At 40.9% G+C, this 22,065-nt stretch carries 14 protein-coding genes and 2 pseudogenes; 14 read left to right on the forward strand and 2 right to left on the reverse strand.

Annotated elements, in window-relative coordinates; all coding sequences use genetic code 11:
- The first annotated feature begins 135 nt into the window (after nucleotides 1-135).
- Together ACIQZD_RS21275 and ACIQZD_RS21280 are read left to right on the forward strand one after the other, a co-directional pair.
- The gene (locus ACIQZD_RS21275) at nucleotides 136-1,053 is read left to right on the forward strand and encodes an ABC transporter ATP-binding protein (protein WP_402906159.1); all 918 of its coding nucleotides are present in this window, start codon (nucleotides 136-138) and stop codon (nucleotides 1,051-1,053) included.
- Entirely contained in the window at nucleotides 1,053-2,657 is a 1,605-nt protein-coding gene (locus ACIQZD_RS21280) for an ABC transporter permease (RefSeq protein WP_402906161.1), read from the forward strand. The genes ACIQZD_RS21275 and ACIQZD_RS21280 overlap by 1 nt, the downstream gene beginning before the upstream one ends.
- Nucleotides 2,658-2,735: 78 nt before the next feature.
- Here the strand turns inward: ACIQZD_RS21280 and ACIQZD_RS21285 are convergent, their stop codons facing one another.
- The gene (locus ACIQZD_RS21285; protein WP_402906163.1) at nucleotides 2,736-3,485 is read right to left on the reverse strand and encodes a sulfite exporter TauE/SafE family protein; all 750 of its coding nucleotides are present in this window, start codon (nucleotides 3,483-3,485) and stop codon (nucleotides 2,736-2,738) included.
- An 842-nt stretch (nucleotides 3,486-4,327) separates the two neighbouring features.
- On the opposite strand from ACIQZD_RS21285, the gene ACIQZD_RS21290 reads away from it, so the two are divergent.
- From ACIQZD_RS21290 to ACIQZD_RS21315, 7 genes and pseudogenes are all read left to right on the forward strand, one after another.
- The gene (locus tag ACIQZD_RS21290; RefSeq protein ID WP_402906165.1) at nucleotides 4,328-7,138 is read left to right on the forward strand and encodes a bifunctional metallophosphatase/5'-nucleotidase; all 2,811 of its coding nucleotides are present in this window, start codon (nucleotides 4,328-4,330) and stop codon (nucleotides 7,136-7,138) included.
- Between the two features lie 100 nt (nucleotides 7,139-7,238).
- Nucleotides 7,239-10,112 (forward strand): annotated as a pseudogene (locus ACIQZD_RS21295) (DUF6359 domain-containing protein); the annotation flags it as partial.
- A 279-nt stretch (nucleotides 10,113-10,391) separates the two neighbouring features.
- Nucleotides 10,392-11,525: pseudogene (locus ACIQZD_RS21300) on the forward strand (endonuclease I family protein).
- A 685-nt stretch (nucleotides 11,526-12,210) separates the two neighbouring features.
- Entirely contained in the window at nucleotides 12,211-12,873 is a 663-nt protein-coding gene (gene sdaAB / locus ACIQZD_RS21305) for an L-serine ammonia-lyase, iron-sulfur-dependent subunit beta (protein ID WP_054399153.1), read from the forward strand.
- A gap of 39 nt (nucleotides 12,874-12,912) precedes the next feature.
- Nucleotides 12,913-13,788, forward strand: coding sequence for an L-serine ammonia-lyase, iron-sulfur-dependent, subunit alpha (gene sdaAA / locus ACIQZD_RS21310; protein ID WP_096340651.1), 876 nt, complete (start codon nucleotides 12,913-12,915; stop codon nucleotides 13,786-13,788).
- Nucleotides 13,789-14,116: 328 nt separating this feature from the next.
- Complete coding sequence (locus ACIQZD_RS26225) at nucleotides 14,117-14,263, forward strand: YuzK family famiily protein (protein WP_170971720.1); 147 nt, start codon at nucleotides 14,117-14,119, stop codon at nucleotides 14,261-14,263.
- 166 nt (nucleotides 14,264-14,429) lie between these two features.
- Entirely contained in the window at nucleotides 14,430-14,948 is a 519-nt protein-coding gene (locus tag ACIQZD_RS21315) for a DinB family protein (RefSeq protein ID WP_402906168.1), read from the forward strand.
- 202 nt (nucleotides 14,949-15,150) lie between these two features.
- Here ACIQZD_RS21315 and brnQ read toward each other — a convergent pair whose 3' ends face one another.
- Nucleotides 15,151-16,491, reverse strand: coding sequence for a branched-chain amino acid transport system II carrier protein (gene brnQ / locus ACIQZD_RS21320; protein ID WP_402906170.1), 1,341 nt, complete (start codon nucleotides 16,489-16,491; stop codon nucleotides 15,151-15,153).
- Nucleotides 16,492-16,847: 356 nt separating this feature from the next.
- Between brnQ and ACIQZD_RS21325 the strand changes: the two genes are divergently transcribed.
- The 5 genes from ACIQZD_RS21325 (at nucleotide 16,848) to ACIQZD_RS21345 (ending at nucleotide 22,056) form a co-directional block, all read left to right on the forward strand.
- A complete protein-coding gene (locus tag ACIQZD_RS21325) occupies nucleotides 16,848-17,078 on the forward strand; it encodes a hypothetical protein (protein ID WP_402906172.1) in 231 nt (76 codons plus the stop codon).
- A 273-nt stretch (nucleotides 17,079-17,351) separates the two neighbouring features.
- A complete protein-coding gene (gene sinI, locus ACIQZD_RS21330; protein WP_402906174.1) occupies nucleotides 17,352-17,492 on the forward strand; it encodes a DNA-binding anti-repressor SinI in 141 nt (46 codons plus the stop codon).
- Between the two features lie 408 nt (nucleotides 17,493-17,900).
- The gene (locus tag ACIQZD_RS21335) at nucleotides 17,901-19,001 is read left to right on the forward strand and encodes a GerAB/ArcD/ProY family transporter (RefSeq protein ID WP_402906176.1); all 1,101 of its coding nucleotides are present in this window, start codon (nucleotides 17,901-17,903) and stop codon (nucleotides 18,999-19,001) included.
- A 704-nt stretch (nucleotides 19,002-19,705) separates the two neighbouring features.
- Nucleotides 19,706-20,647, forward strand: a complete 942-nt coding sequence (gene speB, locus ACIQZD_RS21340) for an agmatinase (protein WP_402906178.1) — start codon at nucleotides 19,706-19,708, stop codon at nucleotides 20,645-20,647.
- Nucleotides 20,648-20,688: 41 nt separating this feature from the next.
- On the forward strand, nucleotides 20,689-22,056 hold the full coding sequence (locus ACIQZD_RS21345) for an APC family permease (RefSeq protein WP_402906180.1): 1,368 nt from the start codon (nucleotides 20,689-20,691) through the stop codon (nucleotides 22,054-22,056).
- The last annotated feature ends 9 nt before the right edge of the window (nucleotides 22,057-22,065 follow it).

A 22,065-nucleotide genomic window follows, 5' to 3' on the forward strand; every position in this document is an offset into this window, starting at 1 on the left:
GTTTAATTAAAAATATGTAATAGAACAATAAAATAAGTTCATAAACTATTGTCAGGAATTATTATTTTATATATTATGAACTAAATTGATAAAAATATTTCATAATTTCTTTTCAGAGGAAGAGGTGGATGAGGAATGTCAGTATTGAAAACAACGAATTTAACGAAAAAGTTTGGAAAGTTTACCGCTTTAAATGGGTTAAACATTGAAGTGAATAAAGGTGAGGTATTTGGATTCATCGGTCCTAATGGTGCTGGAAAATCGACAACGATCCGTGTGCTGCTCGGGATTTTAAAAGCGACGGATGGAGAAGCGAAGATCTTTGGGAAGGATGCATGGAAAGATGCGGTTGAAATTCACAAGCGAATCGCGTATGTTCCAGGAGATGTGAACCTATGGCCCAACTTAACAGGCGGGGAAGTTATTGATCTATTTGTTGAATTACGCGGGGCGAACAATAAAAGCAGACGCGAAGAACTAATAAAAAAATTCGATTTGGATCCTTCCAAGAAATGTGGAACATATTCAAAGGGGAACAGGCAAAAGGTTGCTTTGATTGCTGCTTTCTCATCTGATGCCGACCTTTATATCTTGGATGAACCAACATCAGGTCTAGATCCATTGATGGAAAGGGTTTTCCAGGAATGTGTGATGGAAGCGAAAAATGAAGGAAAAAGCATTTTACTTTCCAGTCACATTCTTTCTGAAGTGGAAAGGTTATGCGATAAAGTAGGCATCATTCGGCAAGGACAAATCATTGAAACGGGAACATTGGATGAGCTGCGTCATTTAACGAGAACAAGCTTGCTTGTCGAAACGAAGCAGCCTATCCCTGCTTTAGGGAGTGTAAACGGTGTTCGGGAAATCGTGAAGAAAGACGAAGCACTTTCATTCCAAGTGGATACAGATGAATTGGATAATGTCATGAGGTATATAAGCCAATTTGGAATTGTGAAATTGGAAAGCGCGCCGCCTACATTGGAAGATTTATTCATGAGCCATTATGAAGGTGAAAGGAAGACTTCTGATTCTGGGGCGGGAGGTGCGTTATAATGGCGAATCAGTCCTATAAGAATACAGGAAGACTCTCCCGATTCATCGTACGGCAAGATAGGATTCGGATCCCGGTTTGGATAATTTCCCTATCTGTCCTTTCATTTATGGTTGCAATGGCATTCACCGATCTGTACCCGACTGGTCTAGAAAGGCAAACCATTGCAGAAACGATGAGGAACCCTGCAATGACAGCGATGGTGGGGAAAGGTTACGGCCTGGATGACTATACAAACGGAGCGATGATGGCGCATCAAATGTTACTTTTAACTGCTATGGCAGTTGGGATAATGAGTATTTTACTTGTTACGCGCCATACACGCGTAGATGAAGAGGACGGTCGTATCGAAATGATCCGTTCTTTGCCCGCTGGCCGGTTGGCTAATTTATATGCAACCATTTCCGTATCGTTTGGTACGAATGCATTGATCGCGATAATAACGGGTTTCGGATTGTATGCTCTGGGAATTGAAAGCATGGATTTGGAAGGTTCCCTTATGTATGGGGCTGCGTTAGGGGCAACCGGTATTTTCTTCTCGGCGATAACGGCATTATTTGCCCAGCTTACGGAGAGTGCGCGAGGTACGATTGGTTACTCCATCACTGTATTACTTCTTTCTTATCTTATTCGGGCGATAGGGGATGTCAGCAATGAAACACTTTCCTGGTTTTCACCATTGGGTTGGGTTTTAGGTTCAGAGGTATATGTGAATAATTATTGGTGGCCAATCATCCTTACGATCGGTGCGGCAATCATTTTGGTTGTACTATCTCTATATTTGAATGCCATCCGTGATTTGGAAGCTGGATTCATACCGGCTAAGCCTGGCAGAAAATATGCTTCATCCTTTTTAAAAAGTCCGCTTGGTCTCGCACTAAGGCTTCAGCGTACAGGATTAATTGCGTGGGCAGCCGGGATGTTCATTTTAGGAGCTTCTTACGGTTCCGTTTTAGGTGATTTAGAATCCTTTTTTGCAAAAAATGAAATGATGGCCGAACTATTGACGCCAGTTGAAGGCTATTCCCTGACGGAACAATTCTTGACAATGTTGATGTCAGTCATCTCCATGATATGCACCATTCCGCCTTTAATGGCGATGTTAAAGCTTAAAGGGGAAGAAAAAAAGAATCTTACTGAACATCTACTGAGTCGCGCTGTATCCCGTACAAGGCTTATGGGCAGCTATCTTATCATCTCCGTTATTGGCGGTTTTCTTATGATTACGCTTGCTGCAATCGGTCTTTGGGCAGTCGGGAATTCAGTGATGGATGAAGGGATTGCTTTCGGCACTTTATACAGTGCAGCAATGGTCTACCTGCCTGCGATGTGGATCATGATTGGCATTGCCGTGCTGTTCATTGGCTTTGTACCGAAATTATCTGGCTTGACTTGGCTTTACTTAACCTACTCAATCTTAGTCGTTTATTTAGGGGGAATGCTTCAATTCCCTGAATGGATGGGTAAGCTAACACCATTTGGCCATATTCCGAAACTTCCTGTTGAAGATATCGACTTCATGAAAGTATCTATGCTTACCATCATAGCCATAGTATTACTGGCTGTTGGTTTTATTGGATATAACAAACGGGATATCCGAGGTTGACGATTCAACTATGATTCTATTATTCCAGAAAAAAGCCTGATTCCTCGTTGTTTCAATGAGAAATCAGGCTTTTAGTTATCACTCATGGGAAATTAATAATAGTACACCTAGCGCAATGATGATAAAGAATAAATAGCTTTCGAATTTCCTCGCAGGAATTCGCTTATTCATGAAGATTCCGAGACTTGTCGCAAGTAATATGGCTGGAATGGAATAAGCATATAGAATAAGTGAATCGGCGGTCCACAGTCCGCCTAGCGCATGACCCGTCACGACCAGGATTCCGGAAATAAGAAAATGGGCTTGCAATGTTCCGCGAAATCGATCTGGATTCCATCTTCGTAACGTTCCATAGACGACAACCGGCACTCCGTTAAAATTATAGGCGCTGCCAAGGACTCCCGACGCAAAACCGAACGGCCATACCCAGCCCTGTGAGTTGAGTAAGTGTTTATCCACAGCCTGAAAAAGTTTTTGCTTTAGAAGAGAATATCCTCCATATGCAATCAAAAAAACACCGAGTGCAGAAGTGACGATCATAGAAGGTGCGTAATGGAGCAAAGCGAGGCCGGCTGGTATGCCGATGACCGTTGAAGCCGCCAACCTGATTAAAACCGAGCGTTCGATATGCCGCCATCCGCTAACGACGGTTAGCGAGGCAACGGTAAGACCAGCCAATCCAATCAGGGAAACCGAAGTATTAAGCGGAATGTGAAGTAAGGCAAGCAGCGGCATGCTGACAATCGCTTCACCGAACCCGAACATCGTTCGCATCAAGGCGCCGATAAAGACTGCCGCCACCACCAATATGATGCTGCTGATCGTCATTTTTTCACCTCCTGAAGCAAAAATTACCCCTTCTATAATTATACCATACCAATCCAAGATTATATTGAGTTAACTATGCTTTGAAAGAGGTTATACAAGATCGTTTACGCTCTTTTTAACGCATTTTATATACTTTTTAATGGAGAGGTACGCGGGATGGATTTCATTGCTTATAGAGTTGAAATGAGAGGAATATAGGGGTGCTCATTTCTTGGAAAGTGTGTTTCGGGAAATCTTTTGTTACCTTAAGGGGGAACAAGGATTGTTGCCTTTTTTGTGGAAACGTATTATGAATCTCTTAATGGATTGAAGAAATTTGCGACACTCCTGCCGAATAACTGGCTAGCCTAGACCCCACAGCCGCTTGCGTCGAGGAGGCTTGGCAGACAGTCGGCGGAAAGGGAGCGGATTTCTGAAATCAACTGGAACTTTTTTAAAGAAAAAACTGGATTGTCTGCAGTCTGGGAGAGATTTAAATCTCTCCCTTTTTTGCTTTTCAGCAATTAGGTATAAAGACTAAGTTTAGAATTAGATAAAACTAATTCTATTTTACCATTAAATAATTTTCTTGATATATCATCAATTAGCCACTAGGTATTTTGGGGTGATTATAATGATAATATTCTGTTAATATTCGATGTTGTATTGTAAATTTGTTTTAAAATTGGATTATTTTGTTGTAATATAGGAGATACACGAATCTTTAGAGGAAAAAAGTAGGGTGGATTTGTGTATGGGTAAGTCAATTTGTCGGAATTCAATTTTTGGAAAAGCGCGTCAATTCTATGGATAAGTTAGCTGGATGTTATGTCAGTATAGAACTTATGGGGGGATTAACTATAATGGGGAAAAAGAAAATCGTAAAAATTGCATCAGCTACCATAATGGCTGCGACAACGATCGTAGCAGTAGCACCTGCACCTTCGGATGCTGCCACCAGCCTGAATAGTAAAATCAAAACGGCCAAGGCCGCCATCAAAAAACCATTCGACACCTATTTCTACACTTCTAAACTCGCTTCAGTGTCCACTGTTGAAAAACAAATCAAGTCTGCAAAACAAGCAAAAAAAGACATCAACTCTACCATTAAAAAATCAATGCTAAGCAAAAAAGAAAAAGATGCCAAATACAAAGAAATCGAAGCATATGACAAGTACATCACTCGTTCTGAAGGTTATGTAAAAGGATATAAAGCGGCTGAGAAAGCAAAAGCTGCACATGGCAAATCGATTAGCGCCCTTACGAATTCAATACTTGCCAAGAAATCAATAGATATCAGGAATCAATACGAGGCACTGGATAAAGCCGTGATAAAGGCAGATAAAGATATTAAAGATACGGTTTACGGTGCGAAAATCGAAAAGCTTTTATACGATAAATTCACTAAATCGACCAAAACGGCGTTGAGTGGTGACCTGAAGGTTCCGTACTACTATGAAAAAGCAGCTTACTGGGTGAAGAAGGGTGATTTAAAGACCGCGGACAAGCGGTTGCAAACCGTCTCTCCTCAGTTAAAAAAGGTCAGCAAAACATCCAAACTCGGTAAAGCCATTCATGCTTATGTTAAAGAGGTGGAAGGTAAGTATGATGAAGCAGTATACGCAGAAAAGAAAAAAGAAGTGGCAAAACGGGTCAATGCCTATGTAGCTCTTGCCAATGGGGAACTTAAAACGAAAGAACAGATAAAAGCAGCTAAAAAGGCGAGAGCAGACATCCATTTAAATGGGATCAAGGAGTCGGACAGAAAGGAATTCGAAGCGAAAATAGCATTGGCGGATAAGAAAGTAGCGGATGCTAAAGAAGCTTTGAAAAATCCATCGAAGGCAATCACGCTTTCCTTGATGCATACGAATGACACGCATGCCCACTTGGACAATGTAGCCAAAAGGGTGACAGCTGTTAAAGAAGTGCGTAAGAGTAAACCGCAAGCTCTTTTGGTGGATGCTGGTGACGTATTCTCGGGAACCCTCTATTTTAATGAATTCAAAGGGCAAGCGGATCTTCGCTTCATGAATTTAATGAAATATGACGTCATGACATTCGGGAATCATGAGTTTGACTTGGGATCAAGCGCTGAAGGGCATCAAGCTTTGGCTGACTTCATTAAAGGGGCTCAGTTCCCATTTGTCAGTTCGAACGTTAACTTCTCCAAGGATGATAAGTTTAAAGGACTATTTTCGGACCTGATTTCAAGTAAGCCGGAGCAAGGGAAGATATACAATGGAATCGTAAAACAAGTCGATGGCCAGAAGGTAGGGTTCTTCGGGCTTACAACTGAAGAGACGAAAGATATTTCAAGTCCTGGAAGTATAGAATTTGAAAACTATCTTGAAGAAGCCGAAAAAGCAGTCAAGGCGTTCAAAGGCATGGGTGTCAATAAGATAGTTGCAGTATCCCATATTGGTTATGATGACAATGCAGCTTATGACAATGATTTAACATTGGCTGCCAAGGTCAAGGGCATCGACGTGATTGTGGGCGGACATAGCCATACGCAGTTAAACGCCCCCGTTGTTATTGATAGGGATGATAAAGGGAAAGCCAAAGATCCGACAGTCATCGTTCAAGGGTATCAGTATAGCGACTTTTTAGGAACGATCGATGTGGAATTCGATAAGAAAGGCAAGATTGTCGGACAAGCCGGTCAGCTAATTAAGCTTTCTGAAAAGCAGGATGATGCTGAAGCGGCAAAAGTGCTAGAAACATACTCCTCGAAGATTAAGGAGCTGAAGGAAACGAAGACAGGGGCAACAGCTGTGAAGGCCTTGGACACACCGCGTGATTCGGGGGATGAAACAAAGCCAAGTGTTCGTAAAAATGAAACGGAACTGGGTAATTTAATTACGGATGGAATGCTTAGTAAAGCAAAGGAATTCAATAAGGATGCGGTCATAGCTTTCCAAAATGGCGGGGGCATCCGCGCTGGCATCGATCAAGGTGAGATCACTTTAGGGGAAATCCTGACCGTTTTACCGTTTGGAAATACGTTAGCGACGATGAAGCTAACGGGTGCAGAGATCAATGAAGCATTAGAGCATAGTGTAAGCTTGGCTCCTAAGGAAAATGGCGGCTTCCTGCATGTATCCGGAATGAAATTCAGCTACGACAGTTCTAAGGAAGCAGGCAATCGTGTCACAAAGGTTGAAGTCCTTGGACAAGATGGAACTTATTCCGAATTGGATGCAGCGAAGGAATATGTCGTGGCGACCAATGCTTTTACAGCCAAGGGCGGAGATGGATTCACCGTTTTCAAGAAGGCTTATGAAGAAGGAAGAGTGACGGATATCGGACTCGCTGATTGGGAGAATTTACGGGATTATGTAAGCGGGCTGAAAACTGTCGATCCAAGCATCGAAGGACGCATCAAAGATGTGGCCGGAAGCAATACAGACCCAACTGTGGTATTGGCCAAAGACTTTGGGGGAACGGCTGATGCGCCAAAGACACATGAAGGTAATGTAGTTGTTGATATTACTGATGTTGCTTCATTGGAAAATGCAGTGGTTAAGGGGAATCTTACATTAACAGGAACTCCTCCGGATGACTTTACTTTTTCAGAGGTTACAGTAGAGGGTAATTTGGATTTATCGGGACTTAACGGTAAAACCGTGAGCATGAGCGGTGTCACGGTGAATGGCGAAACCATTCTTTAAGTGGTATTCAAATGACGGCTGAGCCTACGAAAAAAAAGTTGGAGGGGTTGAAATCTTGAAGAAGAACGGGATAAGCAAGCTTTTCTTTGCCATACTGATCGTGCTGTCAACGGTTTTGCCATATGCAGACGCTGCAAATGCGGAAGGGACTATAACGGTAACGGAAGCGATTAATAATAACAGTGGCACGGCAACGGTGAAGGGATATATTGTCGGTACAGCTAAAAGCGGTACAAGCTATCAGCAAACATCGCCTTTTACTGAAAGTACGAACATAGGTATTGCGGATAGTCCGGATGAAACGGATGTAAAGAAAATCATGCCTGTTCAGCTTCCGGCCGGTAATATCCGTACGGCGTTGAATCTAGTCGAACATCCGGAATTACTCAAAGCACAGGTGACGATTACAGGAAAGCTGGAAAGGTACTTTTCAGTGCCAGGTCTGAAATCCGCAACCGATTACACAATCATCACTGATGGAGGAACGACTCCAGAACAGCCTGATGTGAAGGTACTGGACTCCATTGCCGAAGCACGCACAAATACTGAAGATGTCGTGCAGGTCGATGGGGTGGTCACCACGGGTCTTGGTTATTGGGGAGGAAAGGGTTTTTATATCCAGGATGAAACGGCTGGGCTATATGTTTATGGTTCTTCATGGCCTGCGGATGTAAAGCAAGGGGATAATGTTACTTTAATCGGACAAGTATCCGCTTATAATAAGGAATTACAAATTCAACCAACCTCCCTTAAAGTGGTTTCTTCCGGGAATGAACTTCCTGATATCCAAAAAATTGATGCATCTGGCGTAAATGAGGAAACACAAGGTGAGCTGGTTACCATTGAGAAAGCGACCATTACAGAATTGGCAGCATCGGGAACATACGGAACATTCGAATTCAAGGCGGAAGATACTGAAGGGAAATCAGTTGTCGTTCGCCATGATAACCGGACCGGTTCGAGTTATGAAGATTTCGTGAAGAGCTTTAAAGCAGGGGATGTCATTTCCATAACCGGAATCGGATCGAGGTTCAATGACACGTATCAGTTGAAGCCGCGTGGTCTTGAAGATTATGAACTCGTGAACAAACCAGCCGTATACACGGATATTTTCCCTGGTACGGTTAGTGAAAATACAAAAGTATCACTTGAATCTGGTTGGGAAGGAGCGAAAATCCATTATACGCTGGATGGATCCACACCGACGTCTTCAAGTGCTTTGTACACAGAACCTATCATTTTAACGAAAGATACTGTCATCAAGGCAATCGCTGTCAATGACAATACATCGGAAGTTTTCACATTTGCCTATACCGTTACCAAAACCAATGAAGTGAAGATTCGTGACATTCAGGGGATGAATCATTTTTCATCATATGAAACTCAACTCGTCTCAGGTGTGGAAGGTGTCGTCACTTATGTAAAAGATGCGAATAACTTTTACATGCAAGATCCCAACCCGGATAAGGACTTAACGACATCCGAGGGAATACTTGTGTACAACAAAGCACATGGCCTGAAAGCGGGAGATCATGTCAAAGTGGCAGGGAAAGTTGCCGAATGGTATATCGAAGGATACGCTGAAATGAAAACGACGGATCTGCCAACAACTGAATTGACCAATACTACGATTGAAAAGCTTGGCACTGCAGCTATGCCAGAACCGATCATCATCGGAAAAGATGTCATTCCGCCGTCTGAGAACATCGATGATGATAGATTGACAGACTTTAACCCAAGTGAAGACGGCATTGATTTCTACGAGAGTTTGGAAGGTATGCTCGTAGAAGTATATAACCCGAAAGTGGTTGCTCCTCAAGACTATGGTGAATTGGTCGTGATTCCGGGGAATATGGAAACGACGACTGCAGTTGGAGGCGTCAAAATAACGGAAACGGATTTCAATCCTGAAAGAATTACCCTGGATATAAATGATGAATCATTTACAGCTAAAACCGGTGATTTCTTTGAAGGCCCGGTTACGGGTGTCATCAGCTATGGATATAGCAACTATAGGGTACTGACGGATAAAGCTCAGCTGCCGGCATTAAAGGATGGCGGTACGGTTCGGGAAGTGACATCCTTAGAGAAGGATGCTGATAAGCTATCGATCGCTTCCTATAATATCGAGAATTTCTCGACTCAAACCGCTAATTCGAAAGTTGAAACGATCGCAACATCCATCATTACCAATCTTAAACAACCCGATATCATCGGGGTAACGGAAATGCAAGATAATGATGGGGCAACAGATAGCGGGACAACGGATTCTGCTCAAAGTGCCAAGAAGTTAACTGACAAAATAAAAGAGCTGGGCGGACCGCAATATCAATACATCGATATCGCACCGGAGGATAAACTTGATGGCGGGGCACCCGGCGGGAATATCCGGGTAGGCTTTTTATATAATGTCGACCGTGTCAAATTGACTGAAGGAACGAAAGGAACGGCAACACAGTCCGTGGCCTTCAAAGATGGAAAACTTACCTTGAACCCTGGACGAATCGAGCCTACCGATCCCGCCTTCATTTCAAGCAGGAAGCCTCTAGCCGCTCAATTCGAATTTAAAGGTGAAAGCGTAGTGGTGGTAGCCAATCATTTTAATTCCAAGGGCGGTGACCAGCCGTTATTCGGCAAAAACCAGCCTCCTGTCCTTTCAAGTGAAACGCAAAGGCTTCAAATTGCCTCTATCGTCAATCGGTTTGTCAGTGATATCAAGTCACAGGATGCCAAAGCGAATATCGTCCTGCTTGGAGACTTTAATGATTTTGAGTTTTCGGCTCCGCTTAAAACATTAAAGGGCAAAGACCTAACCAATATGATCGAGAAAGTTCCATTTGAAAAACGTTATTCTTACACATATCAAGGCAATTCACAAGTATTGGACCATATCCTTGTTTCGAATAATATGGCCGCGGCAACGAAAGTAGATATTGTCCATATTAACTCATCCTTCATGGAAGTTCATGGAAGGGCTAGCGATCATGACCCTGTATTGATTTCAACCTCTTTATCTGAATCTGGTGGAGTCGAAACTCCTTCACCAGAAAAAACGTATAATTTAACAAACGTTAAAACAAAAAGACTTACGATTGCTTCACCTAGTGTATTGATCGATCTTGACGAAACATCCAACATTGAAGAAGGTATCTGGTTAAAAGGTTCATATGCTGTACTCAAAGGCCTTGGCCTGAAGAATACTGCTGTGACGATAAAACCGGATAAGGAAGGCGCAATCATTGATTTTGGAGGCATGGCGGTGAAGGAAGTCATCATTGATAACGCCAATGTAAAAGAAATCAGGGGAGCTGAAAATGTTCAGAAATGGTCGGTAACAGAAGGTGTCGACACATCGAATATCAAGTTTGTCGATTCGAAAGGGGAAGCAATTGCTTCCCCTTTCGACCCTAAAGAAAACCATGCGCCCGTCGTAACGAAAAACCTGGAAAATCTTGAAGTGAAAACCGGTTCCAAGGTCACCATCGATTTGAGTGAGCACTTCTCAGATCCAGATGGAGATAAGCTGACCTTTTCATCCACTATCGGTACAGTCACCGGTCAGACGTTAACCCTTCCTGCAAATGAAGCTGGAACATACCTTGTCGCAGTCAAAGCCGAGGACCAGCAATCGGAAGCGGTTGCCCGTTTCATATTGACCGTATCGAATGATAAGCCGCTTGAAGCTTATTACGAAACGGCGGCAGGATAATCTGGAACGGAATTGAAATCGGTTCTGCACTCGATTATTAAGGGTCATACGATGTTATCTTATGATCAAGTGTGGAATGCCCTTAAAGAAACGGATGAAGATCCGGTGAACAAACAGAATGTCATCTTGCTTTACTCTGGAAAATCCATCTCGAAGAACGCGAATGGGGGCAATACCGGACAATGGAACCGTGAACATGTTTGGGCAAAGTCCCACGGTGATTTTGGGACAAGCAAAGGTCCCGGGACAGACCTTCATCACCTCCGTCCCGCTGATGTGACAGTGAATGGGAAACGGGGCCACCTCGATTTTGACGAGGGAGGTCAAACATATAGCGGATGTGAATGTAAGTTTGATTCAGATTCATGGGAGCCGCCAAATCATGTTAAAGGCGATATAGCACGGATGCTATTTTACATGGCCGTCCGATATGAAGGAAACGGCGAGTTGGATCTTGAATTAGCCGATACAGTCAACACGTATCCGAAGCCGCTTCATGGAAAGCTATCGACACTTTTGAAATGGAATGAACTCGATCCAGTCGACGATTTCGAGAGCCATCGCAATGATGTCATTTATGACTGGCAAAATAACCGCAATCCATTCATCGACCATCCTGAATGGGCATCCGAAATTTGGGGTGCCGCTAAATCCATCGATGAGAAAAAGGCGAGTTAAATCTAAGATAGAAGGGAAAAGCAGCCTGATGGCTGCTTTTTTAGTTTGCTGACACAAGGGGGTTGAAAGTGCAACCATGATGTTAAGAGGAGACTTGGTTTAACTGGCTAGCGGAGACCCAGCTAAATGGGGTGCGCCGCTTGGCATTTAATGCGTGGACCGCAGAAATAAATGCTTCGGTGTTCTATTTATGAGGGAAGGTTGAAAAAAATTGTTAACGGTCGAATAAAGTGCGGTTTAGGTCGAATCGAGTGTGTTGTAGGTCGAATAAAGTGCGTGAACGGTCGAGGAAATGACCTTCTTATTCAATAAAGGCGCCCTTTAATGAAGGAGTTGAGTAGCTACTATTAGCTGAAGAAAAAGTCGTGACTATGCAAGTGCTCACGACTTTTTGTCTACAAACTGAAAGTGGCCACAAGGCTGCTTTTTTCATTTTCTACAAAGTTAATCATTGATGGTTAATTATCTTAAAATACTGAAAAATCAAACATTGATTTCGCATTAAATAATAAAAATTTTGGTAGGTATGTTATGTAATATATGTTAATATGGGATATGCAATGAAAGGGTTTTCATTGCAGGAATGATAAAAATATTTTAATATAGTAATTATGCCGCTTTTTGATCTTCATTCACCCTTAAAAGACGGTTAAAAAATATATTGCCAGAAAAGGGGCATTACACGATGAAATACAGATCTGCATTTGATATAATCGGTCCCGTCATGATTGGACCTTCAAGCTCACATACAGCAGGAGCTGCCAGAATTGGCAGAGTAGCAAGGACATTATTCGGAAAGCAACCGAAGAAAGCCATTATTTCTTTATATGGTTCTTTTGCAAAAACTTACAGGGGACACGGTACGGATGTTGCTGTCGTAGGGGGGATATTGGATTTCGATACGGATGATGAACGAATCCCTGCCTCTTTAACGATAGCGGAAGAAGCCGGTATGGACGTTTCCTTTACAATCGAGGATACTGTGATGGATCATCCTAATACAGTCAAAATCAGACTGTTCGACGAAGATAAAGAATTGGAACTTGTTGGGATTTCGATTGGCGGCGGAACGATAGAAATAACGGAGCTGAATACGTTCAAGCTTAAATTGTCGGGTGAAAACCCAGCCATTTTAGTCGTGCATAACGATGTGTTTGGAATCATATCTTCCGTTTCGACAGTATTGGCGAATCATGAAATAAACATTGGCCATATGGAAGTTTCACGGAAAGAAAAAGGTCAAATGGCCCTCATGGTGATTGAAGTCGATCAGAAAATCCAGAGCGATGTCATGAAGGAAATTGAAGGATTGGAAAACGTGTCACAAGTCATAAGGATGGTTGAATGATCATCATAAAAGTGTTGGCATAGATATGGAGGTAAAAACATGTTCCGAAATGTAGCAGAGTTGGTTGAACTTGCTGAAAGTAAAAATGTAAAAATCGCGGAAATCATGATTTTACAAGAAATGGAGTTCTCGGGCCTGTCGAGAGAACAGATCATTGAAAAGATGGACAGGAATTTGACAGTGATGGAACAAGCGGTGGAAAGAGGTCTGAAAGGTGTGCAATCCGTGACAGGCCTAACGGGCGGAGATGCCGTTCTTTTGCAAAATTATATCAAGTCGGGCAAGGCACTGGCCGGTAATTTATTATTGGATGCCGTCAGTAAGGCTGTTGCAACGAACGAAGTGAATGCAGCAATGGGAATGATTTGTGCCACTCCGACTGCAGGTTCTGCTGGCGTTGTTCCCGGTACATTATTTGCTGTAAAAGAAAAATTAAACCCGACCCGGGCAGAGATGATTGAATTCCTTTTCACTTCCGCTGCTTTTGGATTCGTTGTTGCAAACAATGCTTCCATTTCCGGAGCGGCTGGCGGCTGCCAAGCAGAAGTGGGCTCGGCAAGTGGAATGGCCGCAGCTGCGATAGTGGAACTGGCCGGCGGTACACCAAGCCAAGCTGCAGAAGCGATGGCGATCACATTGAAAAATATGCTTGGATTGGTTTGTGACCCAGTGGCTGGATTGGTTGAAGTTCCTTGCGTGAAACGTAACGCAATGGGTGCATCCAACGCGATAACGGCAGCTGATATGGCACTTGCAGGCATCACGAGCCGCATTCCATGTGATGAAGTTATCGATGCCATGTATAAAATAGGATTGACCATGCCGGTTGCACTTCGTGAAACGGCAGAGGGCGGCCTGGCTGCGACTCCTACTGGGCGAAGATTGGCAAAGGAAATTTTCGGTTCATATAAATAAACATTCAGTCCCATTAACAACAGATTTGTTAATGGGATTTTTAATTTATCTTAAAAAAACAACTCCAATCCCTCAACCTGCCCAAAAATAAGATTATCTTTTTATGAATGAAAAAAGGAAATTAGAGGAAGATGGAGGGATTTGGCGTTTATGGACACGGAGATGGAAACAGTCGTTGGAAAATCTGAATTATCAGTGAATATGGAGCCATAGCAACTTTGTTAGTTATCACTTTCAATGATAAGATGAGTACGAAATTCACTATGGGAAGGATTGATTCTTCATTAATTTTCTCGAATTAACGTACACGTCGGCAATGGAAAAAGCGATGTTTCAGGCTCATGGAATCGGCTATGCACTATATGCTCAAAAACTGGAGCAGCGCATGATGGTTGAACAAGAACGGGAACAGGATTATCTAAAAAGCAGGCGTATATCAGACGAGATGAGAGCCAATCTTTTTTTGGGGAGTTAATTTCGAAGATATCGAATAACATAAAACGAAAAAAACATGAACAAGCGAAAGAGCAATCTTAAAGATTGCTCTTTTTGTCCTGCCCTAAAGGGTAATTTTTTATTAAAAAGGAGGAGACAACACGTTTAAATAGAATGTATGTTGATGAAGAGGAGGATTGATCTTAGTGGAGAGAAGAGCATTACTGGTATCTGCATTACCGGGATATGAAGAAGAAATTGGGCGGTGGCTATGGTGTTTAGAGGATGTTCGCCGTACGCTTATAACGGAATTGACTGGAATCAGCCAAGATATACTTGATACGAAAATCGATGAAAGGCAAACGATTGGCTCGATGTTATATCACATAGCTCTGATTGAGGCAGATTGGTTATATGAGGAGGTCCTTGTTTCGGAATGGGATTCGGAAATACGCGCGTTGTTTCCATTAGGATGCCGTGCTGAAGATGGCTCCCTAAACCAAATTGAAGGACAAACATTAGAAGAACATTTCTACCGCCTCAATAAAGTACGTGAAGTATTTCTATCAAACTTTCGCACAATGGACCTAACGGATTGGCGTAAACCGAGGGTACTTGAACAATATGACGTCACGCCTGAATGGGTCGTTTACCATTTGATTGAACATGAATCACATCATCGAGGACAGATTTTTCAGTTGCTGAAGAAATTACGGAATGAATGAGAAGTTAAAGAAATGTGTTTTTTTGATGGCCTGCTATCCATATCAGTTTGTCGATAAATCTTCCGAATAACTGCTTGGCAGACGGTCGGCGGATAGAATGCGGATTTCTGAAACATTTTGTCAAAGAAAAAAACTGTAGACAAACTCGCTTTTCCTCGAGTTTTTGTCTACAGTCAATTTGCTTGGACTGATTTATATCATTTTAATCTATTTGGTGATTATGACCGAATTTCGACTTTAAGACGCTGCTGGCATACCCAATGAATCCTCCAACAATGGCAGGGAAGACCCATCCTAGTCCTGCCTCATACATAGGAAGTATTGCAGTGAAGAAATCATTGATGAATGAAATGTGTACACCTGCTCCATTTAATCCATCAAATAAACTGACGATGAATGTTAAAAGTAAGCTGCCTTGATAAACTTCAGGTCTTCCTTTAAATAAAGAATGAAGAAATGTTAGGAAAATCAAAACAATGGCTAATGGATAAATGGCTGTCATAACAGGTACAGAAATGGCAATTAACTCGGTTAGTCCAATATTGGCAATGATTGCACTGAATACGGATAAACTTATGGCAATCGTTTTGTAAGGCAGATTTGGAAATAGCTTATGGAAGTATGTCGAGCAAGATGTAATGAGTCCTACGCTTGTCGTTATGCAAGCCACTGTGATCATTAATCCTAATAATAGCCCACCATATGCTCCAAAGTAATAATCCGAGACTTTCGCCAAGACAATGCCTCCATTATCCAAGCGTCCAAGTTCCCCAACGCTTGAAGCACCCATATAAGAGAGAGCTGTATAAATGGTGGCAAGAATAACAGCCGCAATGGCAGTCGCTTTCCCACAAACGATCATTATTTGTTTTTTTGTTTTAGCCCCTTTTTCTTTGATGGCATTAATGATGATGATGCCAAAAACAAAAGATGCAAGAGTATCCATGGTTAAATAACCTTCTCTGAACCCATTGAAAAATGGTTGAACCATATAGTGTTCTGCAGGTGCTTGAAAATCTCCAATTGGATTAACGAAAGCAACTACCACCAGGATGCCAATGAATGTCAACTTGATTGGTGTTAAAACTTTCCCCACAATTTCGACAATTTTCGCAGGATTGAGCGAAAGAAGGCACGAAACTGTAAAAAAGATGATGGTGAAAATAAGTAAAGGCAATGGACCTGAATCTTCAGGCAAAAAAGGTTTTACACCGATCTCAAAAGAAACGTTTCCTGTTCTAGGCATTGCGAATAATGGACCAATGGCTAAGTAAAGAACGGTTGTGAATACAATACCAAAGACTGGATGGACACGGCTCGCTAATGATTGTAAGTCATCTTTTCCAGAAAAACCGAGTGCCAGCACACCAAGTAACGGTAATCCTACTCCTGTGACCAAAAACCCTGCATTAGCTGACCAGATATTCATACCTGCTGATTGACCAAGCATTGGCGGGAAAATTAAATTCCCTGCCCCAAAGAAAAGGGCAAATAACATGAACCCAATCACTACTATAAATGAAGATGGTACCTTATTAGACAAAATAAACCCTCCGACCAAAATTTGCTATTTTAGAAAATTATTAAATTTTCTAAAAATTATATACACGGTAATACTAAGACCGTATCGTATTATAACTAAATTAAATTGATATTTCAATATATTTTTTGTTTTTTATTATTTACCTCGTTGATCAGTGATCCGCCCTTACCTTATTTTGAACATCTAAGAGCTGCTCATACTAATGAAATTCATTTTGAAAAGATGAAATCTAAAGGAAATGAGAGTGCTGAAAATTAAAAAAATTCTTAGCGTCGCGAACCTCTCGATAAATATTGACGGTTTAGACGGCGGACTTTATTTTAATTTAGAGTGGAAAAATTAAGGGGTGTTTTATAATGGGATCAGTTTTTGAAAAAATACTGGGGTTGTTTTTTGAAAAACGGAAACAAAGCAAAAAAGATGTTTTATTACTGATTTTCATATTCGCGCTTCCTATAATTAATATGGTTGGGTATATCACGGATATGGACTTATTTTGGTTAACTAACATTGTAGCAAGTGCAATCATTGTTCTTGCGGCATTCATATATTTTGAAGGAAAAAGAAACAGGGAAAATGAACATTAAACTTCGGTTTTTGGTGAGCGGACGCTAGGTTAAATGTTGTAATAAAGTAAAAATAGTGGCGTTAAAATAACACACATGTCCACTCATTGTATTAAATAAGGAACAATTTTAGTTGTTAAAAGTGAGTTAATAATATCGTTCTGGGATTAATAACAAAGATTGCTAATGATTTAAGTGGCCTTCGATGTATAGTTTGCGTAGAAAATTTTCCTGGCTAATAAAATTGGCACGTTAAATGCTATGAATTGTCTTAACTGAACGGGGAGAGTGAACATGTTAATTTCTTTATTTATTGAAAAAGGCTTGGATAAGGAATGGGCAGAAATGCTATTGGATGCCCGGGAGCTAGGGATTTCTAAGAAGAAAGAAATTAGAGAATTCCTGAATCAATCGCAATCTTTGAAATCTGAATAAGGTATAAGTTTGTAGACAAAAGGGGTTTTATCTAAATTTCAAAGCAAGACTCCTGCGGGAAAGCGTGTACCCTACGTTCTAATCGACATTCGAGTTTGTCTACAGTCTGGGAGCTGCTTTGGCAGCTCTTTTTCTTATGGAACTATAGGGGCAGCCATATTGCGGAATATACCGGAATTATTAAAAAGTGAATCGAAGCCTAAGTTATCTCCTATCAAGGGGAGTCAGGATTTATAAACCACATTATTTCTAATTTTCCAAACTGCCGGGTGAGGCTTGCAGTGGCAAAAAAATAACTTGTACTCAGCAGGGTTTGTATATTCTTCTTCTGTCAATAATGGTTATGGAATCAGAATTTCTGCCGTTTGTATATAACTTACCGTTTTGTCGTGAAAGGAACTTATGAAAATGCTCGAGAAGGGTAAAATCGGAAGCCGTCAACTGACGATATTAGTGATTTTATATACGCTTGGAGATTCTATATTAGTCATTCCCTCCATTGTCGCTTCTGAAGCTGAACAAGATGGTTGGATTTCGGGTATTATAAGCGTGGCGATAGCACCGTTATTGGTTGTTTTTATATATGACGCTTTAAGGAAATGCTATCCTGATTTAACATTAGTGGAATACAGCCAAAAAATTCTGGGTAAGTGGCTGGGAATAGCAATTTCTCTTTTATTTATAAGCTACTTTTTTATAACCACAGCGACCTACTTGAGTGAAATTGGGGATTTTATGATAAATCATATTATGCCTGATACTCCAAATCATGTGATCATGATTCTATTTATGAGTGTCGTCCTCATGGCCGCACGTCTTGGTTTGGAACCTTTGGCCCGAAGCGCGGAAATCTTTTTCCCTTTTGTTGTATTACTTGTATCAACATTGATAATTCTTCTACTTCCTGAGATTAAATTTCAAAACCTGCAGCCCGTATGGGAGGGGGGATTGAAACAGGTTATACGGGGATCTATACCATTTATTGTTTTTCCGTTTATTGAACCGGTTGCGATTCTAATGATCCTCCCGTTCGTAAGTCAAAAAGACAGAATAAGAAAAAGCCTTTTTGTCGGTCAATTGTTGGCTGGAAGTGTTTTGATCATTATAACCATGTTAGCCATTCTTGTACTTGGTCCAGAGTCAACAGCAAGACAAAATTATCCAATCTATATGTTGGCTAAGAAAATAAATATCGCTGATTTCCTGACGCGGCTGGAAGCAATACTTGCCATAATATGGTTCATCACCATTTTTATTAGATTTAGTTTGTTTTTTTATGTGACCGTTTTAAGTCTGGCACAAACGTTAAAATTACAGGATTATCGTCCTCTGATTTTTCCGTTTGGTATCCTTTTGATTGCCTTTACATTGATCATGACACCCAATATCGTCCATTATAGTAAATTCATTGCAGAAATCTGGCCGTTTTATGCAATGACATTCGGGTTTCTGCTTCCGTTGATATTACTAATAATCGCCAAAGTTAAGAAAAATGATCGACCAAACTGAGGTCGGGTCTTATTTGTTAAGAAACCTGTGTAAAAATTATTAGAAGTTCAGGTGTTATTCCATTAAAGGGTGCAATTCTTTAATAAAGCATGCCTTCCTTAATGAACTAATGGGTGCTTTTACTTCAATAAAGGGAGCTGCTTATGCAGCTCTCTGTTTGTCGGCAAAAGGGGTTTTACCTAAAATTTCAAAACAAAGTTGATTGGAACGGAAGGTGCGAGACTCCTGCGGGAAAAGCGCGTCGAGGGGAGACCCCGCAGGCGCTAAGAGCGCCGAGGAGGCTCCCGGACCGCGGAAAGCGAGTGCCTGTAGTGGAAATCGACGTTCGAGGTTTTATAAACCCACATAAAAACTGAAACAAACTTGATTTTCATTGAATTTGTCTTCAGTCTAGTAGCTGCTCAGCAGCTCTTTTTCTTATGGAGCTAAAGGGGCAGGTTGGTGTAACAAGAATAGTGGCTTTACTTTAATAGAGGCAGGATTGAAAGATAAGGCTACTTTGATCAAAAAATAAAAAATAGTTTGACTTTTTTTACAACTATGTTTATATTTGGTTTAATACTAACTACCGTTAGTTAATAAGATTCTAAAAGTAGGTGTTAGATATAAAAGGTAATCTAATGAATTATCAGTTGTAAGCGATTACACTATGTTAGGGAAATTCATATGAAAAGAATTTTATTTAAAACCAGGAGATGATACTTATGAAATATCCACTTACACCAGATGTAAAGCCAGAGTTTTGTACAACAGGAACCTTTATGCGTTTACCTTCTCAAAAGCATGATGCAAAACTGGCAATTGTGGGTATGCCTTTTGATACAGCAGCTTCTTTTCGGGTGGGAGCCAGGTTTGCTCCTCAAGCCATTCGCCAAGCATCCATGACCCTGTTTCCTTATCATCCTATTCATAAGGGATATCCTTTTGAACAATTGAATGCAATTGATATAGGGGATATCCCTGTTATTCCCCATAATATTCATCGAAGTTATGATCTAATGAAGGAATCCATGTTTGAATTGATGTCCAAAGGGGTCATACCTATTGGATTAGGGGGAGACCATTCTGTCACTTTAGCTAGTTTACGAGCTGCGGCAAAGGTATATGGCCCGGTAGCCATGATTCATTTTGATTCCCATACAGATACTTGGGATACATATTATGAGGAAAAATATTGGCATGGATCTCCATTTATTCGTGCGCACGAAGAAGGTTTGCTGCAGGCAGATAAAGTATTTCAAGTAGGAATCCGAGGTACGCTAAACCACTCTGGAGATTTACAGGCAAGTCTTGATTTAGGTTATCGTTTGATTACAACTGGTGAACTTTCCAATCGTGGATTTGAAGATGTTTTGAAAGAGATTAGAAAAACCATTGGTAACACACCTTGTTTCTTGACATTTGATATAGATTTCGTTGATCCTTCTTTTGCTCCAGGTACAGGTACACCTGAAGCAGGCGGTTTTAGCAGCTTTGAAACACTTAAAATGATACGTGCCCTAACTGACTTTAACTTTATAGGATATGATGTGGTTGAAGTGCTGCCATCATATGATCCAAGTCAAATCACTTCACTTTTAGCAGCAACACTTGTACATGAGTTTGCCAGCCTTGCAGCATTAAGTACGAAAGAAGTCAATCAATAAAAAGCAGTCATTACATTTGATAAAGGAGGCAGCTCTTTGCGATGAAAGGATTACCCGAGCTTAAGCGTTCACTAAATACAAGATATGTTATTGTATTTGGACTTTCCTTTATGGCGCCTGTGACAGTCTTTAGCACATATGGTATCGCCATTGATCGTACCCAGGGAATGATTCCGACAGCATACATAATTGCTTTAATTGTCATGCTATTCACTTCATATAGTTACGCAAAAATGGTTCAGGTTTATCCCACTACCGGTTCAGCTTATACCTTTGTACAGAAAGGTATTAATTCACACCTTGGTTTTCTGGTAGGATGGGTAATTTTATTGGATTATCTTTTCAGTCCTATGATCAGTGCTTTACTTTTTGGAATTATGGTGAATGCTTACTTCCCTGGTATTCCTATCATTGCAGTTATTATTTCTTTTATTATAGGTGTGACTACCATTAATATTTTTGGGATTAAGGTTGCTGCAAATGTGAATACCTTTTTGGTAATATTTCAATTTCTTTTTATCATTATCTTCAGCCTGCTTTGTATAAATGGACTTTTAGCAGGAAAAGGTACCGGGGAGTTGTTTTCTAAGGATCCTTTTTTTAGTCCTGACGTAAATTTTAATAATCTGCTCTCGATTGTACCTCTATTATGCTTTAGTTTTCTTGGGTTTGATGCGGTTACTACATTAGCTGAAGAAACCAAAAATCCGAAAAAAACACTTCCTAAAGCTATTTATGCTACAACATTGATCGGAGGGGGATTATTTGTTGCATCTACCTATTTTGCACAATCCATTTTTCCGAACTTCAATGCTTTTAAGAACCCTGATACAGCTATAGTGGATATCATGATTTATACCGGGGGTAATTTTCTGAATAGTTTGTTTATTGCTGTTGTAGTGACATCTGCTACTGCTTCTGCCATAGCTTCAGGAGGCAGCGGAGCCAGGATTTTATATGCAATGGGTAGAGATAATGTTCTGCCTAAGAGGATATTCGGATATGTTTCTCCAAAATTTCAAACGCCCATATTCAATATCTTATTCATTGCTTGTGTTGCAATGAGTGCTGTATTTTTGGATATCGCAACAGCTACTTCTTTCATTAACTTTGGAGCCCTGTTTGCTTTTACATTCGTTAATCTTTCAGTGCTTATCCATTATTTTGTCAGGCAGAAGCAGAAATCGCTTAAAAGTATCGTTTTATATTTACTTCTTCCCTTAATAGGCACCGGTATAACTATATTGTTTATGACAAAGTTAGATATCCATTCTTTAGTATTAGGGATTACTTGGATGGCAGTAGGGTTCATATATTTATTGTACTTAACAAAAATGTTTAAGGAACGTCCTCCTGAACTGAATTTTGCAGAGCAAAACGAAGAATTCGATGTAAAACTAGTGCAATGATCAGTTACT

It is taken from the genome of Peribacillus sp. NPDC096447 (assembly GCF_044762725.1).
Lineage (GTDB): Bacteria > Bacillota > Bacilli > Bacillales > DSM-1321 > Peribacillus.